The following is a 16,421-nucleotide window of genomic DNA, read 5'->3' as shown; positions in this document are numbered from 1 at the left end:
CACCGGCACGTATCCGTCGGTCACAGCCACGGGTCGAACGCGCGGGTGTCGAGGACGTCGAGCAGGGTCGCCGTCGCGTCGGCGTCGTAGCGGAGCGGCCGCCGCCACCACGGACCCTTCCCGGAGTCGGCGGAGAGGCCGGTGACGAGCCGGTTCGCGTCGACGCCGGCCGAGGGTGCGGAGAGGGGGACGGCGCGGTCGAACAGGCCCGAGGAGTCGTCGCCGTGGAGGAGGACGGCGGCGTCCATCTCGGCGCGCTTGACGTGGGCGTTGTTGGCGAAGACGGCCCGTTCGTCGGCCGGGAGGGCGTCGTAGTCGGTGACGGGGTCGCGCGCCAGCCGCATCGCCCCGACGAGGAACGCGCCCCAGTTCGGGGGCTGCCAGTCGGCCCCCTCCGCCACGTCGAGCGTCGCGTAGAAGAGCGCGTAGTCGCCGCGCGCGAGGTCGGCGAGCGGGCGCGCCTTCACGCCGTGGGGGTCGCCGTAGGTGTGGCGTTCGCAGTACGGGTAGCCCGCGAACTCCGGGTCGAGGTGGACCGGCGTCCCCGTCAGGTCGTCGGGGACCTCCACCGGGAGATGCGGCGCGAGGTCGCCGTACGTGGGCACGTCCCCGCGGGTGGGTTCGGACTCGGGGATGGGGACGAACGCGAACGTGCCGTCCGCGAACACGGGGGCGCGAAAGCCCGGCTCGTTCGTGTTCGCGCCGACGTTGACCGCGACGGCGCGCGGCTCACTCATCGAGGGAGGCGCGGAACCGGTCACGGTCCACGACGCGGAAGAGGGTGGTCACCTCGCCGACGGGGCGGCCGTCGGCGCGCTCGATGCGCCCCTCGACGGTGAGCGTCGCGTCCTCGACCGCGGTCAGGTCGGTGCGGACGAGTATCTCCGCGCCGACGGGCGCGGCCCCGAGGTGGTCGAGTTCGGCGCGGACGCCGACGGTTCCCGTGCCGTCGGGAAGGCGGCCGTGGAGCGCGTCGCGCCCGACGAACTCCACCCACGCGAGCACGCCGGGCGAGCCGAGGACGTCCGTCGCCTCCTCGGGCCGGGCGTCGCCGGCCGCGGGGCGGGCCGGCGGGTCGGGGTGGTCGCCGAACACCGTCGTCGCCTGCGACTCGGTCACCGTGGCGCGGCGCTCGGCGGTCACTCCCTCGTCGAGCAGGTACGTCAGGTCCATGCGCGCCCCTCGGCGCGTGTCCACAAAGGCGGTTCCCTACCGACCCCGGACGCGGGCGAGCAGGCGGTCGGCCGCGACGCCGGCGAGGAAGGCGACGCCGACGTTCGACGCGACGGCGAGGACGGCCATCCCGACCGCGAGCCCCCGGCCGTCGGTGTCGAGCGCGACCCGGGCGAGGTGGGCGGCGACGGCGAGCAGGAGGACGCCGAGCGCCGCCAGCGGGAAGCCGGCCCACAGCGGCGCGACGACGGCCGCCCCGAGGTAGAGCGCCGCGAGGACGAGGTTCGCGCCGCCCGTGCGCGCCCCGAACGCGTGTTTCCCGGCGAGGCCGCCCGAGCCGTGACACATCGGCGCGGCCCCGAGCGGGACGGCGAGGAGGTTCATCGCGCCCATGCTCCCGGCGAGTTCGTCGGGCGACACCTCGGCGTCGAACAGCTCCGAGCAGAGCAGCGAGGTGGCGACGGCGGCGTTGCCGACGGTCATGGCGAGCTGACCGACCAGCCCCTCCGCCGCGGCGAGGGTGAACGTCGGGAGCCCGGCCGGGAAGGGGACGACCGACGGGAGCGTCGGCGACGGGAGCCCCCCGAGCGCGGCGACGGCGGTGCCGGCCCCGAGGACGGCGAGCGCCCCCGCCTTCCGGTGGAGCAGGGTGCCCGCGACGGCGGCCGCGACGCCGAGCGCGGCGACGCGGGGCGCACCCGCCGCGAGTTCGAGCCCCGCGAGCGCGAGCAGGGCGGCGACGGAGAGCTGTACCCCCTTGATGACGGGTGTCGAGACGAACGCGGCGACCCGGCCCACGGCGTCGAAGCGTGCGGCGGCGAGCAGTATCGCGCCCGCCGCCAGCCCCGCGGCCATCAGTTCGCCGTAGGTGAGCGCGCCGGCGATAGCCAGTCCGGCGAGCGCCTTCATCGGCTCGACGGAGAGCGGTAGGCCGTAGTAGAGTCCCCACACCGCCTGGAAGACGGCGAACCCCACGAACAGGTGGGCGAGCGACGCGTCGGTGAGCGCCGCCAGCGCGACGACGACGGGCAACACCGTCAGCGAGTCGCCGAGCGCGCCGGTGACCTCGCCGGTGTCGAGGGAGAGGCCGCGGCGGCGCCCGACGTCGAAGCTCATCGTCCGGGACTGGAGGCGGCCGGCCTTCAGAGTTGTCAGAAACCGGAAACGACCGTCGGGCACGTTGGGAGTAATCTCCAGCGGTTTCGCCCGGTCGGAGGTTTCAGGCCACGGAACGGTCACGGTCCGACCCGTCGAAACCGTTATACATTGTCCGAGACAACGCCGTTGTATCCATGTCGGAAGAACGGGAGCGGTCGGGGAAGACCACACGACGGCGACTGATGCAGGCGGCCGGAGTGGGCACGGCGCTCGGCCTCGCCGGCTGTACGAGCGGGAACGGGACGGCGACGCCGACCGACGGCGGCGGGGGCGGTGACGAGTCCGCGTCGATGGGGTCCGACATCGGCGACGGCGAGCTGGTGCTGGCGACGACGACCAGCACGTACGACACCGGCCTGCTGGACGCCATCAATCCGACCTTCCAGGAGACGTTCGGCGTCACGGTCCGGACCATCTCGCAGGGGACGGGCGCGGCCATCCAGACGGGGCGTAACGGCGACGCGGACGTCATCCTCGTCCACGCGCGCGGCCCGGAGGACCAGTTCCTCCGCGACGGCGCGGGGGTGAACCGCCGGGACGTGATGTTCAACGACTTCGTCATCGTCGGCCCGGAGGACGACCCCGCGGGCATCAACGGGATGTCGAGCGCGACGGAGGCGTTCGCCACCATCGCCGAGCAGGAGGCCACGTTCCTCTCGCGGGGCGACGACTCCGGGACGAACACGAAGGAACTCAACATCTGGGAGGCCGCGGGGGTCGACCCCTCGGGGTCGTGGTACCGCGAGACGGGACAGGGGATGGGCGACACGCTGAACCAGGCGAACCAGACGGGCGGCTACACCCTCGCCGACCGCGGGACCTACCTCTCCCAGCAAGACAACATCAGCCTCGTCATCCACGTGCAGGGGCCGCTGCGCGACGGTCCGGAGATACTCCAGAACCCCTACGGCGTCATCCCGGTCAACCCGGCCGTCCACGACAACGTGAACTACCAGGCCGCGATGGCGTACGTCTCCTTCCTGACCAGCCCGCGGGGCCAGCAGGCCATCGCCGACTACACGGCGAACGGGTCACAGCTGTTCTTCCCGAACGCGCTCGCGCCGGAGCCGGACTTCCAGCAGTACGTGCCGATGGACTGGGAGAACACGTCGATGCAGTCGGTGCGCTTCCAGCATTGGGTGGACACGATGGTCCCGGAGGACTTCTGACCCCCGGGGTGTAGCTTCCACGCGTGTTCGACGGCGTCCTCGCCGAGTTCGGTACGCGGTACCTGATAAGCATCGTCCGCGTCACCCTGCAGGTGAGCCTCGCGGCGGTCGCGGTCAGTACGGTCGTCAGCCTCCTGCTCGCCGGCCTGCTCGGGTTCCGCGACTTCCGCGGGCGGCAGGCCGTCGTCTCCGTCGTCAACACGGGGATGGGCTTTCCGAGCGTCGTCGTCGGCCTCCTCGTCCTCCTGCTGCTGTCGAACGCCGGGCCGGTCGGGGGCGGCTTCTCGCTCGGCCTGCCCGGCGTGGGCGTCCTCTACACCTTCGGCGGCGTCGAGCTCCTCTACACGCCGACGGCGATGGTCGTCTCGCAGGTGATTCTCGCGACGCCCGTCATCACGAGCGTCACCCTCTCGGCCATCGAGGGGGTCGACGACTCGATACGCGACGCGGCCTTCGCCGCCGGGGGAACCGCCCGCGACGTGCAGGTCGCGGTCGTCAGGGAAGCGCGGTACGGCGTCGTGACGGCCGTCCTCGCCGGGTTCGGGCGGGCCGTCTCGGAGGTCGGCTCCGTCCTCATCGTCGGGGGGAACATCGCCATCGCCACGGAGGGGGGCGCGCGGGTCGCGTTCACCCGAACGCTCACGACCGCTATCACGCTCGAATCGAGACAGGGGAACTACGGGACCGGCATCGCGCTCGGCGTCGTGCTGCTCGCCATCGCGCTGTCGGTGAACGCGCTTGGGAACGTCGTCCGCGAGCGGGGGCGAGCGTGATAGCCGCCCACGGGGTCGGGTTCGGGTACGGCGACGAGCGGGTCCTCGCGGACGTGTCGCTCGCCGCCGAACCGGGCGAGACGTTCGCGCTCATCGGTCCCTCGGGAACGGGGAAGACGACCCTCCTCCGCCTGCTCGCGCTGTTCGACCCGCCGGAGGGGGGAACCGTCACCGCCGACGACCGGGACGTGTGGACGCTGTCGCGGGCGGAGCGGACGCGGGTGCGCCGGCGCGTCGGCATGGTGTTCCAGAGCCGGTCGCTGTTCTCGACGAGCGTCGCCCACAACGCCGCGTACGGACTCGCCGTCAGGCGGTCGTGGACCGACCGTGCGGGACGCTGGCTCCGGGGGCTGGCCGGCGAGCCGCCCCTGCCCGAGTCGGTCGCCGAGGCGCTCGACACGGTGGGGCTCCGGGGGAAGGTCCGCGACCCGGCGTCGTCGCTCTCGGCCGGGGAGGCACAGCGCGTCGCCTTCGCCCGGGCGCTCGCGACCGAGCCCGAGGTGCTGCTGCTCGACGAGCCCACCTCGAACCTCGACCCGCGCAACACGGCGCTCATCGAGGAGGCGGTGGACGCCGCCCGCGACCGCGACATCGCCGTGGTCATCGCCACCCACGACATGCAGCAGGCCGAGCGGATAGCCGACCGCGTCGGCGTCATGCTCGACGGGACGCTCATCGAGCAGGGGCCGGCCGCCGAGGTGTTCGACGCCCCGGACGACGACCGCGCCCGGGCGTTCATCGACGGCGAACTCGTCTACTGACCGCGAACCGTTTTGTGCCGGGCTTCGAAGGGCCGGTATGGACGCCGAGTTCGACGCGCGACTCCACGAGGGGGACGTGAGCTTCGACGCCCGCGACGCCGCCCTCCTGCGCGCCGTGGACGAGGCCGGGTCGCTCAACGCCGCGGCGGGGGAGCTCGGCCGCTCGTACGCCCGGGCCCACGAGCGACTCACGGCGCTGGAGGCCGCGTTCGGCCCGCTCGTCGAGCGGACGCGCGGCGGCGCGGGCGGCGGCGGCTCCGAACTCACGGACGGCGCGCGCGACCTGCTGGCGCGGTTCGACCGCCTGCGCGCCGGCTTCGACGCCGTCGCCGCCGTCGAGGAGACGGTGCTCGACGGCCGCGTCACCGAGCGCGACGGCGAACTCGCGGCCGTGGAGACGGCCGCTGGCACCGTGCGCGCGCTCGTCCCGCCGGGCGCCGACCGGGTGGCGCTCACCCTCCGGGCCGACGCCGTCACGCTCCACGCGCCCGCCGAGGTCCCCGACGCGGACGCGACGAGCGCGCGCAACCGCCTCGCCGGCACCGTGACGGCGCTCGACCGGGGGGCCGCCGTCGTCCGGGTCGCGGTGGACGTGGGCGCGGACGACCCGCTCGCGGCGCTCGTGACGACGGACAGCGCCGACCGGCTCGGGCTGGAGGCGGGGGCGTCGGTCGTCGCCTCGTTCAAGGCGACGGCGACCCGCGGCGTCGAGACCTAATCGAGCGCGCGCTCGACGGCGGCGGCGAGTTCCTCGGCGACCGCCTCCGGAACGGGCGTGTGCGGCGAGCGGACGACACCCGCGGGCGCGCCGCGCGACCGCATCGCGGCCTTCAGCCCCGGAATCCCGTAGTCGCTCGTGACGAGGTGGTTCAGTTCGACGAACGCGTCGTTGCGCTCGCGCGCGACGGCCGGGTCGTCGGCCGCGTACACGGCCGAGGCGAGTTCGGGCACGAGGTTGGCGACGCCGAGGACGCCGCCCGACCCCCCGAGCGCGAGCGCCTCGGCGTAGACGCCCCCGCTCCCGACGAGCAGGTCGAAGTCGTCGGGGGTCCGCGCGAGAATCCGCTTGAACGCGGCCATGTCGCCCGAGGAGTCCTTCATGCCGGCGACGTTCGGGTGGTCGGCGACCCGGCCCACGGTCTCCGGCGCGAGCGCGCGGCCGGTGAACGCCGGCACCGAGTAGAGATAGACGGGGACGGGGCTCGCGTCGGCGACCCGGCGGTAGTAGTCGGCCATCGCGTCGGGGCCGTGCTCGAAGTAGTACGGCGTGACGACGAGCGCGGCGTCCGCGCCGGCCTCGGCGGCGTCGCGGGTGAGCGCCAGCGTCTCCCGTTCCCCCTCCGCCCCGGTGCCCGCGAGGACGGGGAGGTCGGTCGCGTCGGCGACCGTGTCGACGACCGCGGCCCGCTCCTCGCGCGTCAGGAGGGGGGCCTCGCTGTTGGAACCGCACGGGACGATGAAGTCGACGCCGCGCGCCTCGACCCACTCGACGAGGGCCGCGAGCGCGCCGTGGTCCACGTCGCCGGCCGCGTCGAACGGCGTGGCGAGCGGGAGTCCGGTGCCCTGCATACGCGTACTGGACGGGGGCGCGTCGAAAACCTTCGGGAGCCGCGTGGGCGTCGAACGGCCGTCTGACGCGGATTTATGCCGAGCGACGTACTGTCGTCCGTCGGGCGCGCACAGACGGCCTCACTTCCCATCCTCCCGCGCGCCCCACTCAGCCGGCGAGGTACGACTCCACGCCGTCGAGCGAGGTCCGGTCCGCGATGACCGCGAGCTGGTCGCCGACGGCGAGTTCCACGCTCGGCAGGGGCACCTCCATCGGCTCCCCGCGGTGACCGTGGGCGTACACCCGGGCGTCGCCGGGCAGCTCCAGCGAGACGACCCGCGAGCCGAGGTGCGGCGAGCCGTCGGGCACGTCCACCGTGGCGAGCGTCAGCTGCTCGGTCACTTCCGCGAGGACGTTCAGGTCGCCGCCGAGCAGGGCGTTCTTCGCGCCCGCCGCCCCCAGCCGCTCGGGGTAGATTATCTCGTCCACGTCGGCGGCGTACCGCTCGTATATCTCCTGGCGGTAGTCCTCGTCGATGCGCATCACGGTGCGACAGCCGTACCCCTTCGCGATCATGCAGGCCGCGAAGTTCGTGTTCAGGTCGCCCGTCAGCGCGGCGACGGCGTCCGCCTCCGCGACGCCCGCGCGTTCGAGTGCCCGCTCGTCCTCCCCGTCGCCCTCGACCACGTCGAACCCGTCCGCCCGCGCCCACTCCGCCCGCTCGGGGTCGACCTCCACCACGGACACGTCGAACCCCTCCGCACGGAGATCCGCCGCGGTACGCCGCCCGACCCGGCCGTAGCCGACGATAACGAACATGGCGTGGCGTATGTCACCACGGACCAAAAGGTTAGCCCGCCTCAGCGGCGGCCCGTGACCCGCGTCTGGACGTGGTCGGGGAACACCTCGGCCGCCAGTTCGTCGCCGCCGTGCTCGCGGACGAGTTCGCGCAGTTCCGCCTCGTAATCCCCCTTCGCGAGTTCGACCGCCGGCCCCTCCTCGACCTCCAGTTGCTCGTCGACGAGCCGGTCGACCGCGCCGCGGCCGAAGCCGGCCAGCGGCGAGAGGTAGTCGACGCCGTGGCGCTCCTCCAGCGCCTGTGCCCGCGCCCGCGACACCGTCGGGACGCGGTCGTCGCGCCGGGTGCCGTCGGCCACGGCGTCGTAGCCGGCGCCCGCGACGGCCTCCAGCGCGGCCTCGTGGACCGTCTGGATGCCGTTGCGCGGGAAGCCGTCCTCGGCCATCCGCTCGACGGCCTCCTCGGCCACCGCGTCGTCGAGCGTCGCGTCGTCGAACGCGAAGCCGATAGCGTCGGCCGTCTCGCGGGCGTGGTCGGCGGCCTCCCCCACGCCGAACCCCGCGTGGACCAGCGTCACGTCGTAGAAGCCGTCCAACAGCAGCGCCGCGAGCGTGGAGTCCTTCCCCCCGGAGAACAGCACTCCCGCCCGCATCTACCGCCGTTTGATGTTGAAGTCCTGCTGATCGGGCTGGAGCTCCTGGAGGAGCGACTTCATCTGCTCCTCGTCGATCTGCCCCTGGACGCGGCCGCTCCGGGCGAGCGCGACCACCTGCTGTTCGACCTGCTCCGCGAAGTCCGGCTTCGACATCTTCACGGAGTTGAGCCGCTGTCGCGCCCCGTCCGTGAGCGTCTGGCGGAGCATCGCCTTCTTCTGGGCCTCCGCCTGCTGGCGCTGGGCCTCGCGGGCCTCCTCGTCGGCGCCGCCGCCCTGCTGTTCCTTCAGCTGTTCGAGCTTCTGCTTCCGGAGCTCCTCGATGTCCTCGTCGTCGGGCTGTCCGCTCATGGACGGGTATTCACGACACGGAAGAAAAACCGTTTCGCCGTCGTTACGCGTAGCGTTCGAGTTCCGGGCGGTCGAGGTCCTCGATGACCTCGGCGGCCGTCTCGTCGAGCAGCTGTCGGCCCGGCCCCGTGACCTCGCGGCCGCGCTTCTCGTTCGTGGAGATGTAGCCGGCGTCGTCGAGCTGCTGGAGCAGCGTCCGGATGACCTTCTTCGAGCCGGAGGTCTTCCCGTGGGGGCGGACGCGGTAGCGCGTCGAGCCCTTCTTCGCGCCGCCGTAGGCGGTGGAGAGCCGGTCGACGCCGACCGGGCCGTCCACGGCCACCTTCCGGAGGAGGGAGGCGCCGCGCAGCGCCCAGAAGTCCTCCTGCTCGGGCGGGAGTTCCCGGGCGGTTCCGGTCTTCGCGAACTCGGCCCAGTCCGGCTGTTCAAGCTCGTCCGCCAGCTTCTCCGCGGTGGCCTCGATGAGGTCCTCCGCCGGAGCGTCGAAGAGTGTCGCCATTACCGTTCCGTTCCCGGCCGCGTCGTTTAACTCTGACGTTAGACGCCCGTCGCGGCCGGGCGGAGCGGGGCCGCGACAGGGAACACGAGCGACACGCGGACGCCGGCGAGCGGCGTGTCGGGGCTCGCCTCGTCACCCGGACGACGTGAATCGGTTCGACCCGAGGACCCCCGCGACCCCGCCCCCGACGACGGTTGGGAGGACGTAGGTGCCGAGGCGGTGGACGACGACGGCGGCCGCGGCCGCGCCGGCCGGCACGCCCAGCGCGGCGAGCAGGGCGATGAGGACGGCCTCGACGCCGCCGAGCCCCCCCGGAAGGGGCGTGATGCCGGCGATGGCCCCGACCGGAACGACGACGAGGACGACCGGGTAGGCGACGGCCTCCCCGAGCGCGGCGAGCGAGAGCCACAGCGAGGTGGCGAGACAGAGCCAGCCGAGCGTCGAGAAGCCGAGGGCGAGCGCCAGTCGCCGCCGGTCGCCCGTGACGCGCTCGATGGCGTGGAAGAAGCCCTCGACGCGCGAGCGGATGGCGTCGCGGGCCGGCGGCATCCGGCCGGGGACGACCCGGCCGAGGAAGCGGACGACGGGCGTCACCGCGCGGATGGCGGCGCCCTCGACCCGGTAGCGGTAGCGCCAGCCGACGACGGCGAGGACGGGCACGGCGAGCGCGAGCGCGCCGACGGCGTAGGAGGCGAAGCGGAGCCGGTCGCCGAACGCAACGCGCGTCGAGAAGTAGGCGATACCCCCCGACGCGAGCAGGATGGAGGGGACGAAGTTGAGCGAGTCCACGCTGGCGATGGCCGCGAGCCCCGTCTCGTACTCCGTGTCGCCGGCGCGCGAGACGAACAGCGCCGCGACGGGTTCGCCCCCCGCCTGCCCGAACGGCGTGACGTTGTTGGCGAACGTCGCGGCCGCGAACACGAGGACGGCGACGTGCCGGCGGACGGACGAGCCGAGCCCCGAGAGGACGGTGTGGAGCGCCAGCCCCCACGCGGAGAGCCAGCAGACGGCGACCCCGAGGACGGCCGCGAGCGTCGCGAGGTCGGCGGCGACGATGGCCTCCGTGACCCGACCGATGCCGACGAGCGAGAGGACCCCCGCGAGGACGACGGCGGCGAGGGCGAACCCGACGACGGTCGCGCGGAGGTCGATGTCCATGGCCGCGTTTGTCGGGGCGGTCGTTTATCGCGTTCGGTGTCGGCACGTCACCGACACCGCTTTCCGGGCGTCGGCCGCCCCTCGGGCATGGACGAACGCGCCGCGCTCGCGCTGGTCGGCGCCGAACTCGACGCGGCGGGCGACGACTGCGCCGTCCTCGACGGGACGGTCGTCTCCACCGACATGCTCCACGAGACGACCGACTTCCCGGCGGGGACGACCCGCTACACCGCCGGCTGGCGCGCCGTCGGAGCCTCGCTGTCCGACGTGGCCGCGATGGGCGCGTCCGCGACCGCCGCCGTCGCCGTGTACGCCGCGCCGACCTTCGAGGGGGCCGAACTCCGCGACTTCCTCCGTGGCGCGCGCGAGGTGTGCGAGACCGTCGGCGGGGAGTACGTCGGCGGCGACCTCGACGGGCACGACGAGTTCACCGTGGCGACGACGGCGCTCGGCGCGACCGAGGACCCGGTGCTGCGGTCGGGGGCCGAACCGGGCGACGCCCTCTGTGTCACCGGGACGCTCGGGCGGTCGGCCGCGGCCCTGCGGCTGTTCGGGACGGACGACGAGCGGGCGAACGACCTGTTCCGGTTCGAGCCGCGGGTCCGGGCGGGCGTCGCCCTCGCCCCGCACGCGACGGCGATGCTGGACTCGAGCGACGGGCTGGCGCGCTCGCTCCACCAGCTGGCCGAGGCCTCCGGCTGCGGGTTCGCGGTCGAGGGCGACCGCGTTCCGGTGGCCGACGCCGTCGAGGAGACGGCCGACGGGGCCGACGACGCCCGGGAGATGGCCCTCCACTTCGGCGAGGACTTCGAACTCGTGTTCGCGACGCCCGACCCCGAGGCGGCCGCGGGGGCGTCACCGACGCCGGTGACGCGGGTCGGCGCGGTCACGGAATCGGGGGTGCGGCTGGACGGCGACCCGCTTCCCGACCGCGGCTACACCCACTAGCTCATCAGTTCGAACGGGACCGGGACGAAACACAGCGCGCCGAGGGCGAAGGTGAGCACGCCCACCGCCATCCGCTTCGCGTCGAGCGGTTCGTCGAACACCGGGTCGGCCGACCCCATGTACGCCAGCCCGAGCGAGAACACGCCCCAGAAGCCCCACAGGAAGGGCGCGTTGAACCCGACGTCCGTGAACAGGTAGAGGTAGCCCGCCAGCCCGAACAGCGCGGCGGGGACGAGCGCGGCGACGGTCTCGGCGCGGTCGCCGGCCATCGCGCGGACGAGGTGGCCGCCGTCGAGTTGGCCCACCGGAAGGAGGTTGAGGACGGTGACGAACATCCCGACCCAGCCGCCGAAGACGACGGGGTTGACGGCCCGCGACGGGTCCGCGTAGCTGAGGGGGCGGTCGAGCACCGTCGAGAGGAACTGGAGGAGCGGCGGATAGCCGAAGCGTATCTCCACCGCGTTCGCGCTCCCGAGGACGGACTCGGGGACCGCGATGGGCGGGAGCAGGAGGCCGACCGCGCTGACGACCACCGCGGCGACGAGGCCGGCGAGCGGGCCGGCGACGCCGATGTCGAACAGCGCCTTCCGGTCGGGGATGCGCCCCTTCATCCGGATGACGGCCCCGAGCGTCCCGATAAAGGAGGGAATCGGGATGAAGTACGGGAGCGAGGCGTTCACGCGGTGGTAGCGCGAGAGGACGTAGTGGCCGAGTTCGTGGACCGCGAGCACCGACAGCACCGCGACCGAGAACTTCCACTTGTCCCCCGTGAAGAGGTCGAGCGGGCCGGTCAGGGGTTCGTAGTACCAGACCGAGCCGGCGAACAGCGTCGTGAGGACGGTGGCGGCGAGCATGACGACGTTCGTCCACGGCACGGAGTCGATGCGGCCGTCGGCCGGCTGGGCGACCAGCGCGCGCCGCCGGCTCCGCAGTTCGACCCCGGAGATGGGGTCCGTCTCCGTGTCCTGCACCGTGGCGAGGCGCACGTCGTAGCCGGCCTCGCGGAACGCGGGGTACACCCGGCGCTCCAGCTCGTCGGCGCCGACCAGCGGCTCGCCGAGATAGAGGATGCGGTCGTCGTCCCGGCGGACCGACTCGACGCGGAACACGTCGGCGAGCCGGTCGGGAGCGGGGGCGTCCGTCGCGGGACCGCCCGCGACGTACTCGTTACTCATCGGTCGAACGAGGGGGTTGGCGGGGATAAATCCCCGGCCGCAGGAGGGCGGAGGGCGGGAGGGCTACGGCGGCGTTACGCCGTGGTGACGCGCCACGTCGTGGCGCTCGTGTACGACCACTTCTCGATCTCGAGGTCGGTCGCGGAGTCGCGGAGCTTCACCATCAGCGCGCCGATCTCCTTGGGGGAGAGGCCGACCTCGTCCGCGATGAACTTCGACTTGAAGTACATCTCGCCGTCGGCCGCCTTCTGCGCGAGGTAGCTCTTGAGCCGGCTCTCCTTCGTGTCGGACTCGTTTGCGGGGGTAGTGGCGCTCATTGGGATTCGCCTCGCTCCCCGCTTGTAGCCAGGATAGTATATAAAGGGAGGAAGCTTAGGGCTGCTTCGGGCGAATTCGGGTCGAATCGGCGGAAAACGTACCTTTCATCGAGCGTTGAGAAGCGCTTAGACGTTTTACGAAGCCAGCAGAAGCTTTAATGTCGGAGTCAAGAGAGTCGCCGTTCACCCCTCGCTTCGGGACCGTTCCGCGGGCGTTTCGGCCCCGGTTCGTCGGTCGTGCGTCGGACGGAACCGCTCGCGCGCGGTCCGTAGCGGGCCGCGCTGACGCCGGTTCGTCGGGCCGCTCAGGCCCCGTCGCGCTCGGCCTCGTGGACCCAGAACGTCTCCTCGGCCGTGACCTCCTTCTTGAAGATAGGGACCTCGTCCTTCAGCCGGTCGATGCCGTCCGACACCGTCTCGAACGCCTCGCCGCGGTGGCCCGCGAGCACGACGACGAAGACGATGTCCTCGCCGTCGGGGATGACCCCCTGTCGGTGGTGCATCGCCACCGCGAGGACGCCGTCGCGTTCCTCCAGTTCGGCCTCGATGCGGCGCATCGTCCGCTGGGCCACGCCGTCGTACATCTCGAACTCCAGGTACTCGGTGGGCGCGTCGTCGGCCGCGTCGCGGGCGCGCACCCGGCCGGTGAAGGTGGCGACGGCCCCCGCCCGGTCGGCGTCCGGCGAGCGCTTCACCCGCGCGACGAGCGAGTCGAGCGTCTCCCGCTCGGGTCGGTCGTGGAGCGCCTCGACCACGGCATCGAGGTCGAGCGCGTCCGCGTCGGGCACGCGGACGAGTTCGTCCGCCACGTCCACCCCGCCGAGCGCGACCTGCGGGATACGGGCCTTCGGGAACCCCACCGCGAGGGCGTAGTCGTGGTCGGGCGCGAGGCGGTCGAGCGCGCCGTCGAGCGAGAGGTCGTCGTCGCCCGTCGCGCGCCACCCGTCGCCGAGGTCGTACGTCGTCGCCGGGGTCGCGGCCGCCGCTCCCACCGCCCCGTCCTCCACGAGGTGTCTGACGACGGCGACGCGACCGTCCAGCGCCGCGGCGATGCGGTCCGTCGCGGCGCCGGCGTCCGGCCCGTCGATACCGAGCGTGTACATACCCGAAGGTCCGCCGCCGAGCGCTTGTAGGTGTCGCCGTGGGGAACGACTTTGCGTCGCCGGGGCGAAGGGAGCGTATGGCACGAGCCCTCCACCTCGGCCGGTACCCGCTGTCGGCGACCGTCGCGGTCCCGCTCGCCGCGATACTCGGCTTCTGGCTCGCGTACGCGAGCGGCCTGCTCGGCCCCGACGCCGTGACCCTGCTGTACCCCGTCGTCCTCCCGTGGTATCTCGGCGTCGCGGCCGCCACGGCGCTGCGCGAGCTCGCCGTTCCCGCGCTCGGAACCGGCGTCGGCTTCTGGGCCGTCGCCCTGTTCGTGATGGTCCTCGAGGCGATGGTCGTCGGCGCGGTCGTCGAGGTCGTCCGGGCCGGCGTGCGCGGACTCCGCGCCGACCGGCGTGACACCGCATAGCGCCGGACTCCCCGGTTGACAAGCCTTAAGCGGCGAACGCGGCTCACCACGCACAATGAGAGTCGTCGTCTCCGTCGGCGGCAGCGTGCTCGTCCCGACCCCGGAGGAGAACCGGGTCGAGCCGTACGCCGCCGTCATCGAGGGGTTGGCCGCGTCGGGCCACGAGGTCGCCGCCGTCGTCGGCGGCGGCGGCGTCGCCCGCGAGTACATCGGGGCGGCCCGCGACCTCGGCGCGAACGAGATAGAGCTGGACCAGCTCGGCATCGCCGTCACCCGCCTGAACGCCCGCCTCCTGCTCGCGGCGCTGGACGAGCCGGTGGCCGCCTCCACCGTCGCCGAGAACTACGAGGGCGCCGACGAGGCGCTCCACCGCGGCGACATCGCGGTGATGGGCGGCGTCGTGCCGGCACAGACCACCGACGCCGTCGCCGCCGCGCTCGCGGAGTACGTGAACGCGGACCTGTTGGTGTACGCCACCTCCGTGCCGGGCGTGTTCACCGCCGACCCGAACGAGGACCCCGACGCCGAGCGCCACGACGAGCTCACGGCCGAGCAACTGGTCGAGACGGTCGCCACGATGGAGATGACCGCCGGGGCCTCCGCGCCCGTGGACCTGCTCGCGACGAAGGTCATCCAGCGGGCGGGCCTCGAAACCATCGTCCTCGACGGCTCCGACCCCGAGCGCGTCCGGCGCGCGGTGGAGGCCGGCGAGTTCGACGGCACCCGCGTCGTCGGTGAGCGATGACCTCCCCGCACACCCTCTCCGGCCGCCGGTACGACTTCTGGGCCGACGCGGCCGCCGACGCCGTCGAGGAGCGCGTCGGGACCGCCGACGAGCACGACGACCCGGTCGTCATCAAGGGGGGCATCTCGCCGTCGGGCGTCCCCCACTTCGGCAACATGAACGAGCTGATGCGGGGCCACTTCGTCGCCGAGGTGCTCCGCGAGCGGGGCCACGAGGTCAGGCAGGTGTTCACCACCGACGACCGCGACCCGCTCCGGAAGCTCCCCCGGAAGCTCGCCGACCTCGACGGCAACATCGTCGGCCTCGGCGAGGTGGACGCGGCCGCGCTCGGCGAGAACCTCGGCAAGCCGTACACCGCCATCCCGGACCCGTTCGGCTGCTGTGACTCCTACGGCGACCACTTCTCGGAGATAATCCGCCAGTCGGCCGACCTGCTCGACGTGGACATCCAGGTGGAGTCGAACACCGACCTCTACGAGTCCGGGCGGCTGGAGGAGGCGACCCGCCACGTCCTCGAACACGCCGACGAGGCCCGCGCGATACTCTCGGAGTACCAGGACAAGGTTGACGAGTCGTACGTTCCCTTCAACCCCGTCTGCGGGTCCTGCGGCAAGGTGACGGAGACGGTGACCGCGGTGGACGCCGCGGCCGGCACGGTCGAGTACCGCTGTACCGACATGGAGGCCGGCGGCCGCGTCATCGAGGGCTGCGGCCACGAGGGGACCGCGACCCTCAGGGAAGGGAAACTGCCGTGGCGCTTCGAGTGGCCCGCCCAGTGGCGCGTGCTCGGGGTCGACTTCGAGCCGTTCGGGAAGGACCACGCGGAGGGGTCGTGGCCCTCCGGCGAACACATCGCCCGCGACCTGTTCGGCGACGAGCCGCCCGTCCCGATGGTGTACGAGTGGTTCACCCTCGACGGCGAGGCGTTCTCCTCCTCGGAGGGGAACGTCGTGATGGTCTCGGAGGTGCTCGACCTCCTCGAACCCGAGGTGGTGCGCCACTTCTTCGCGAAGGACCCCAAGCGCGCCCGGGACTTCTCCGTCGAGCGGCTGGACCTGCTCGTGGACGAGTTCGACCGCTTCGAGCGGCTCCACTTCGGCGAGGAGACCGGCGAGGAGGCGGACGTGGCCCGCGCCGAGCGCGCGTACCCGTTCGTGGTCGCCGACCCGGACCCCGACCGCGTCCGCATCCCGTACACCTTCGCGGCCGTGCTCGGGATGACCGACGACCCCGACCTCCGCGAGACGATGGCCCGGCGGTCGGGCCACATCCCCGCGGACGCCACGGCGGAGCGGGTCGAGCGGGCGCTCGCCCGCGTCGAGAAGGCGCGCAACTGGGCCGTCCGCACGGACAACGAGTACAACTACCGGCTCGCGGAGGAGCTCCCCGACGTGTCGTTCGACGACGCGACGACGAACGCGCTCGCCGACCTCGCCGGCTTCGTCGAGGCCGAGGAGCCGGACGGCGAGGCGCTCCAGGAGGCCGTCTACGAGACGGCCCGCGACCACGGGGTGGACGTGGGCGACTTCTTCACCGCCGGCTACCGCCTCTTCCTGAACGAGGCGCAGGGGCCGCGGCTCGGCCCGTTCCTCGCGGCGCTGGACACGACGTTCGTCCTCGACCGCCTCCGCCTGCGCGGGTAGGCGGAACCCTCTTGCGCGGCCCGCACCTTCCCGGA

At 72.9% G+C, this 16,421-nt stretch carries 20 protein-coding genes; 8 read left to right on the top strand and 12 right to left on the bottom strand.

Annotation, left to right across the window (positions count from 1 at the left end; translation table 11 throughout):
* Nucleotides 1-20: 20 nt before the first annotated feature.
* The 3 genes from P2T37_RS08995 to P2T37_RS08985 are packed head-to-tail and all read right to left on the bottom strand — an operon-like array spanning nucleotide 21 to nucleotide 2,289.
* A complete protein-coding gene (locus tag P2T37_RS08995; RefSeq protein WP_276233578.1) occupies nucleotides 21-737 on the bottom strand; it encodes an Nmad3 family putative nucleotide modification protein in 717 nt (238 codons plus the stop codon).
* On the bottom strand, nucleotides 730-1,173 hold the full coding sequence (locus P2T37_RS08990; protein WP_276233577.1) for a thioesterase family protein: 444 nt from the start codon (nucleotides 1,171-1,173) through the stop codon (nucleotides 730-732). Before P2T37_RS08990 ends, P2T37_RS08995 begins: the two co-directional genes overlap by 8 nt.
* A gap of 36 nt (nucleotides 1,174-1,209) precedes the next feature.
* On the bottom strand, nucleotides 1,210-2,289 hold the full coding sequence (locus P2T37_RS08985) for a putative sulfate/molybdate transporter (RefSeq protein ID WP_276233576.1): 1,080 nt from the start codon (nucleotides 2,287-2,289) through the stop codon (nucleotides 1,210-1,212).
* Between the two features lie 176 nt (nucleotides 2,290-2,465).
* On the opposite strand from P2T37_RS08985, the gene P2T37_RS08980 reads away from it, so the two are divergent.
* The 4 genes from P2T37_RS08980 to P2T37_RS08965 are packed head-to-tail and all read left to right on the top strand — an operon-like array spanning nucleotide 2,466 to nucleotide 5,752.
* Complete coding sequence (locus P2T37_RS08980; RefSeq protein WP_276233575.1) at nucleotides 2,466-3,500, top strand: ABC transporter substrate-binding protein; 1,035 nt, start codon at nucleotides 2,466-2,468, stop codon at nucleotides 3,498-3,500.
* Nucleotides 3,501-3,523: 23 nt separating this feature from the next.
* Entirely contained in the window at nucleotides 3,524-4,273 is a 750-nt protein-coding gene (locus P2T37_RS08975; protein ID WP_276233573.1) for an ABC transporter permease, read from the top strand.
* The gene (locus P2T37_RS08970) at nucleotides 4,270-5,034 is read left to right on the top strand and encodes an ABC transporter ATP-binding protein (protein ID WP_276233572.1); all 765 of its coding nucleotides are present in this window, start codon (nucleotides 4,270-4,272) and stop codon (nucleotides 5,032-5,034) included. The genes P2T37_RS08975 and P2T37_RS08970 overlap by 4 nt, the downstream gene beginning before the upstream one ends.
* Before the next feature lie 37 nt (nucleotides 5,035-5,071).
* Nucleotides 5,072-5,752 (top strand): TOBE domain-containing protein, encoded by a 681-nt coding sequence (locus P2T37_RS08965; RefSeq protein ID WP_276233570.1) that lies wholly within the window; start codon nucleotides 5,072-5,074, stop codon nucleotides 5,750-5,752.
* Here P2T37_RS08965 and P2T37_RS08960 read toward each other — a convergent pair.
* The 6 genes from P2T37_RS08960 to P2T37_RS08935 all read right to left on the bottom strand — a co-directional run bounded on the left by P2T37_RS08960 (nucleotide 5,749) and on the right by P2T37_RS08935 (nucleotide 10,042).
* The gene (locus tag P2T37_RS08960; protein ID WP_276233569.1) at nucleotides 5,749-6,603 is read right to left on the bottom strand and encodes a dihydrodipicolinate synthase family protein; all 855 of its coding nucleotides are present in this window, start codon (nucleotides 6,601-6,603) and stop codon (nucleotides 5,749-5,751) included. The two genes, P2T37_RS08965 and P2T37_RS08960, sit on opposite strands and share 4 nt — an antisense overlap.
* Before the next feature lie 148 nt (nucleotides 6,604-6,751).
* A complete protein-coding gene (locus tag P2T37_RS08955; RefSeq protein WP_276233568.1) occupies nucleotides 6,752-7,402 on the bottom strand; it encodes a potassium channel family protein in 651 nt (216 codons plus the stop codon).
* 41 nt (nucleotides 7,403-7,443) lie between these two features.
* On the bottom strand, nucleotides 7,444-8,034 hold the full coding sequence (locus tag P2T37_RS08950; RefSeq protein WP_276233567.1) for a DUF7411 family protein: 591 nt from the start codon (nucleotides 8,032-8,034) through the stop codon (nucleotides 7,444-7,446).
* Complete coding sequence (locus P2T37_RS08945; RefSeq protein ID WP_276233566.1) at nucleotides 8,035-8,385, bottom strand: DNA-binding protein; 351 nt, start codon at nucleotides 8,383-8,385, stop codon at nucleotides 8,035-8,037. It lies immediately after the preceding gene.
* A 43-nt stretch (nucleotides 8,386-8,428) separates the two neighbouring features.
* A complete protein-coding gene (locus P2T37_RS08940; protein ID WP_276233565.1) occupies nucleotides 8,429-8,884 on the bottom strand; it encodes a 30S ribosomal protein S19e in 456 nt (151 codons plus the stop codon).
* Between the two features lie 132 nt (nucleotides 8,885-9,016).
* Nucleotides 9,017-10,042 (bottom strand): lysylphosphatidylglycerol synthase transmembrane domain-containing protein, encoded by a 1,026-nt coding sequence (locus P2T37_RS08935; RefSeq protein WP_276233564.1) that lies wholly within the window; start codon nucleotides 10,040-10,042, stop codon nucleotides 9,017-9,019.
* A gap of 87 nt (nucleotides 10,043-10,129) precedes the next feature.
* On the opposite strand from P2T37_RS08935, the gene thiL reads away from it, so the two are divergent.
* Nucleotides 10,130-10,990: a thiamine-phosphate kinase gene (gene thiL / locus P2T37_RS08930; RefSeq protein WP_276233563.1), complete on the top strand. Its 861-nt coding sequence runs from the start codon at nucleotides 10,130-10,132 to the stop codon at nucleotides 10,988-10,990.
* Here the strand turns inward: thiL and P2T37_RS08925 are convergent.
* From P2T37_RS08925 to P2T37_RS08915, 3 genes are all read right to left on the bottom strand, one after another.
* On the bottom strand, nucleotides 10,987-12,165 hold the full coding sequence (locus P2T37_RS08925; protein WP_276233562.1) for a site-2 protease family protein: 1,179 nt from the start codon (nucleotides 12,163-12,165) through the stop codon (nucleotides 10,987-10,989). The genes thiL and P2T37_RS08925 overlap by 4 nt on opposite strands.
* Nucleotides 12,166-12,239: 74 nt before the next feature.
* On the bottom strand, nucleotides 12,240-12,482 hold the full coding sequence (locus P2T37_RS08920; RefSeq protein ID WP_276233561.1) for a DUF7123 family protein: 243 nt from the start codon (nucleotides 12,480-12,482) through the stop codon (nucleotides 12,240-12,242).
* Nucleotides 12,483-12,787: 305 nt separating this feature from the next.
* On the bottom strand, nucleotides 12,788-13,585 hold the full coding sequence (locus P2T37_RS08915) for a molybdopterin synthase (RefSeq protein ID WP_276233560.1): 798 nt from the start codon (nucleotides 13,583-13,585) through the stop codon (nucleotides 12,788-12,790).
* Between the two features lie 77 nt (nucleotides 13,586-13,662).
* Between P2T37_RS08915 and P2T37_RS08910 the strand changes: the two genes are divergently transcribed.
* Genes P2T37_RS08910 through lysS form a run of 3 tightly spaced genes read left to right on the top strand, consistent with a single transcriptional unit; the run spans nucleotide 13,663 to nucleotide 16,386 of the window.
* Nucleotides 13,663-13,998 carry a hypothetical protein gene (locus P2T37_RS08910; protein WP_276233559.1) on the top strand — a complete coding sequence of 112 codons (336 nt, stop codon included), beginning with the start codon at nucleotides 13,663-13,665 and terminating at the stop codon, nucleotides 13,996-13,998.
* Between the two features lie 55 nt (nucleotides 13,999-14,053).
* A complete protein-coding gene (gene pyrH / locus P2T37_RS08905) occupies nucleotides 14,054-14,743 on the top strand; it encodes a UMP kinase (RefSeq protein WP_276233558.1) in 690 nt (229 codons plus the stop codon).
* Complete coding sequence (gene lysS, locus P2T37_RS08900; protein ID WP_276233557.1) at nucleotides 14,740-16,386, top strand: lysine--tRNA ligase; 1,647 nt, start codon at nucleotides 14,740-14,742, stop codon at nucleotides 16,384-16,386. The genes pyrH and lysS overlap by 4 nt, the downstream gene beginning before the upstream one ends.
* The last annotated feature ends 35 nt before the right edge of the window (nucleotides 16,387-16,421 follow it).

Source organism: Halosegnis marinus (assembly GCF_029338355.1).
Taxonomy (GTDB): Archaea; Halobacteriota; Halobacteria; order Halobacteriales; family Haloarculaceae; genus Halosegnis; species Halosegnis marinus.
This window is presented reverse-complemented; position numbering and strand designations above follow the sequence as displayed.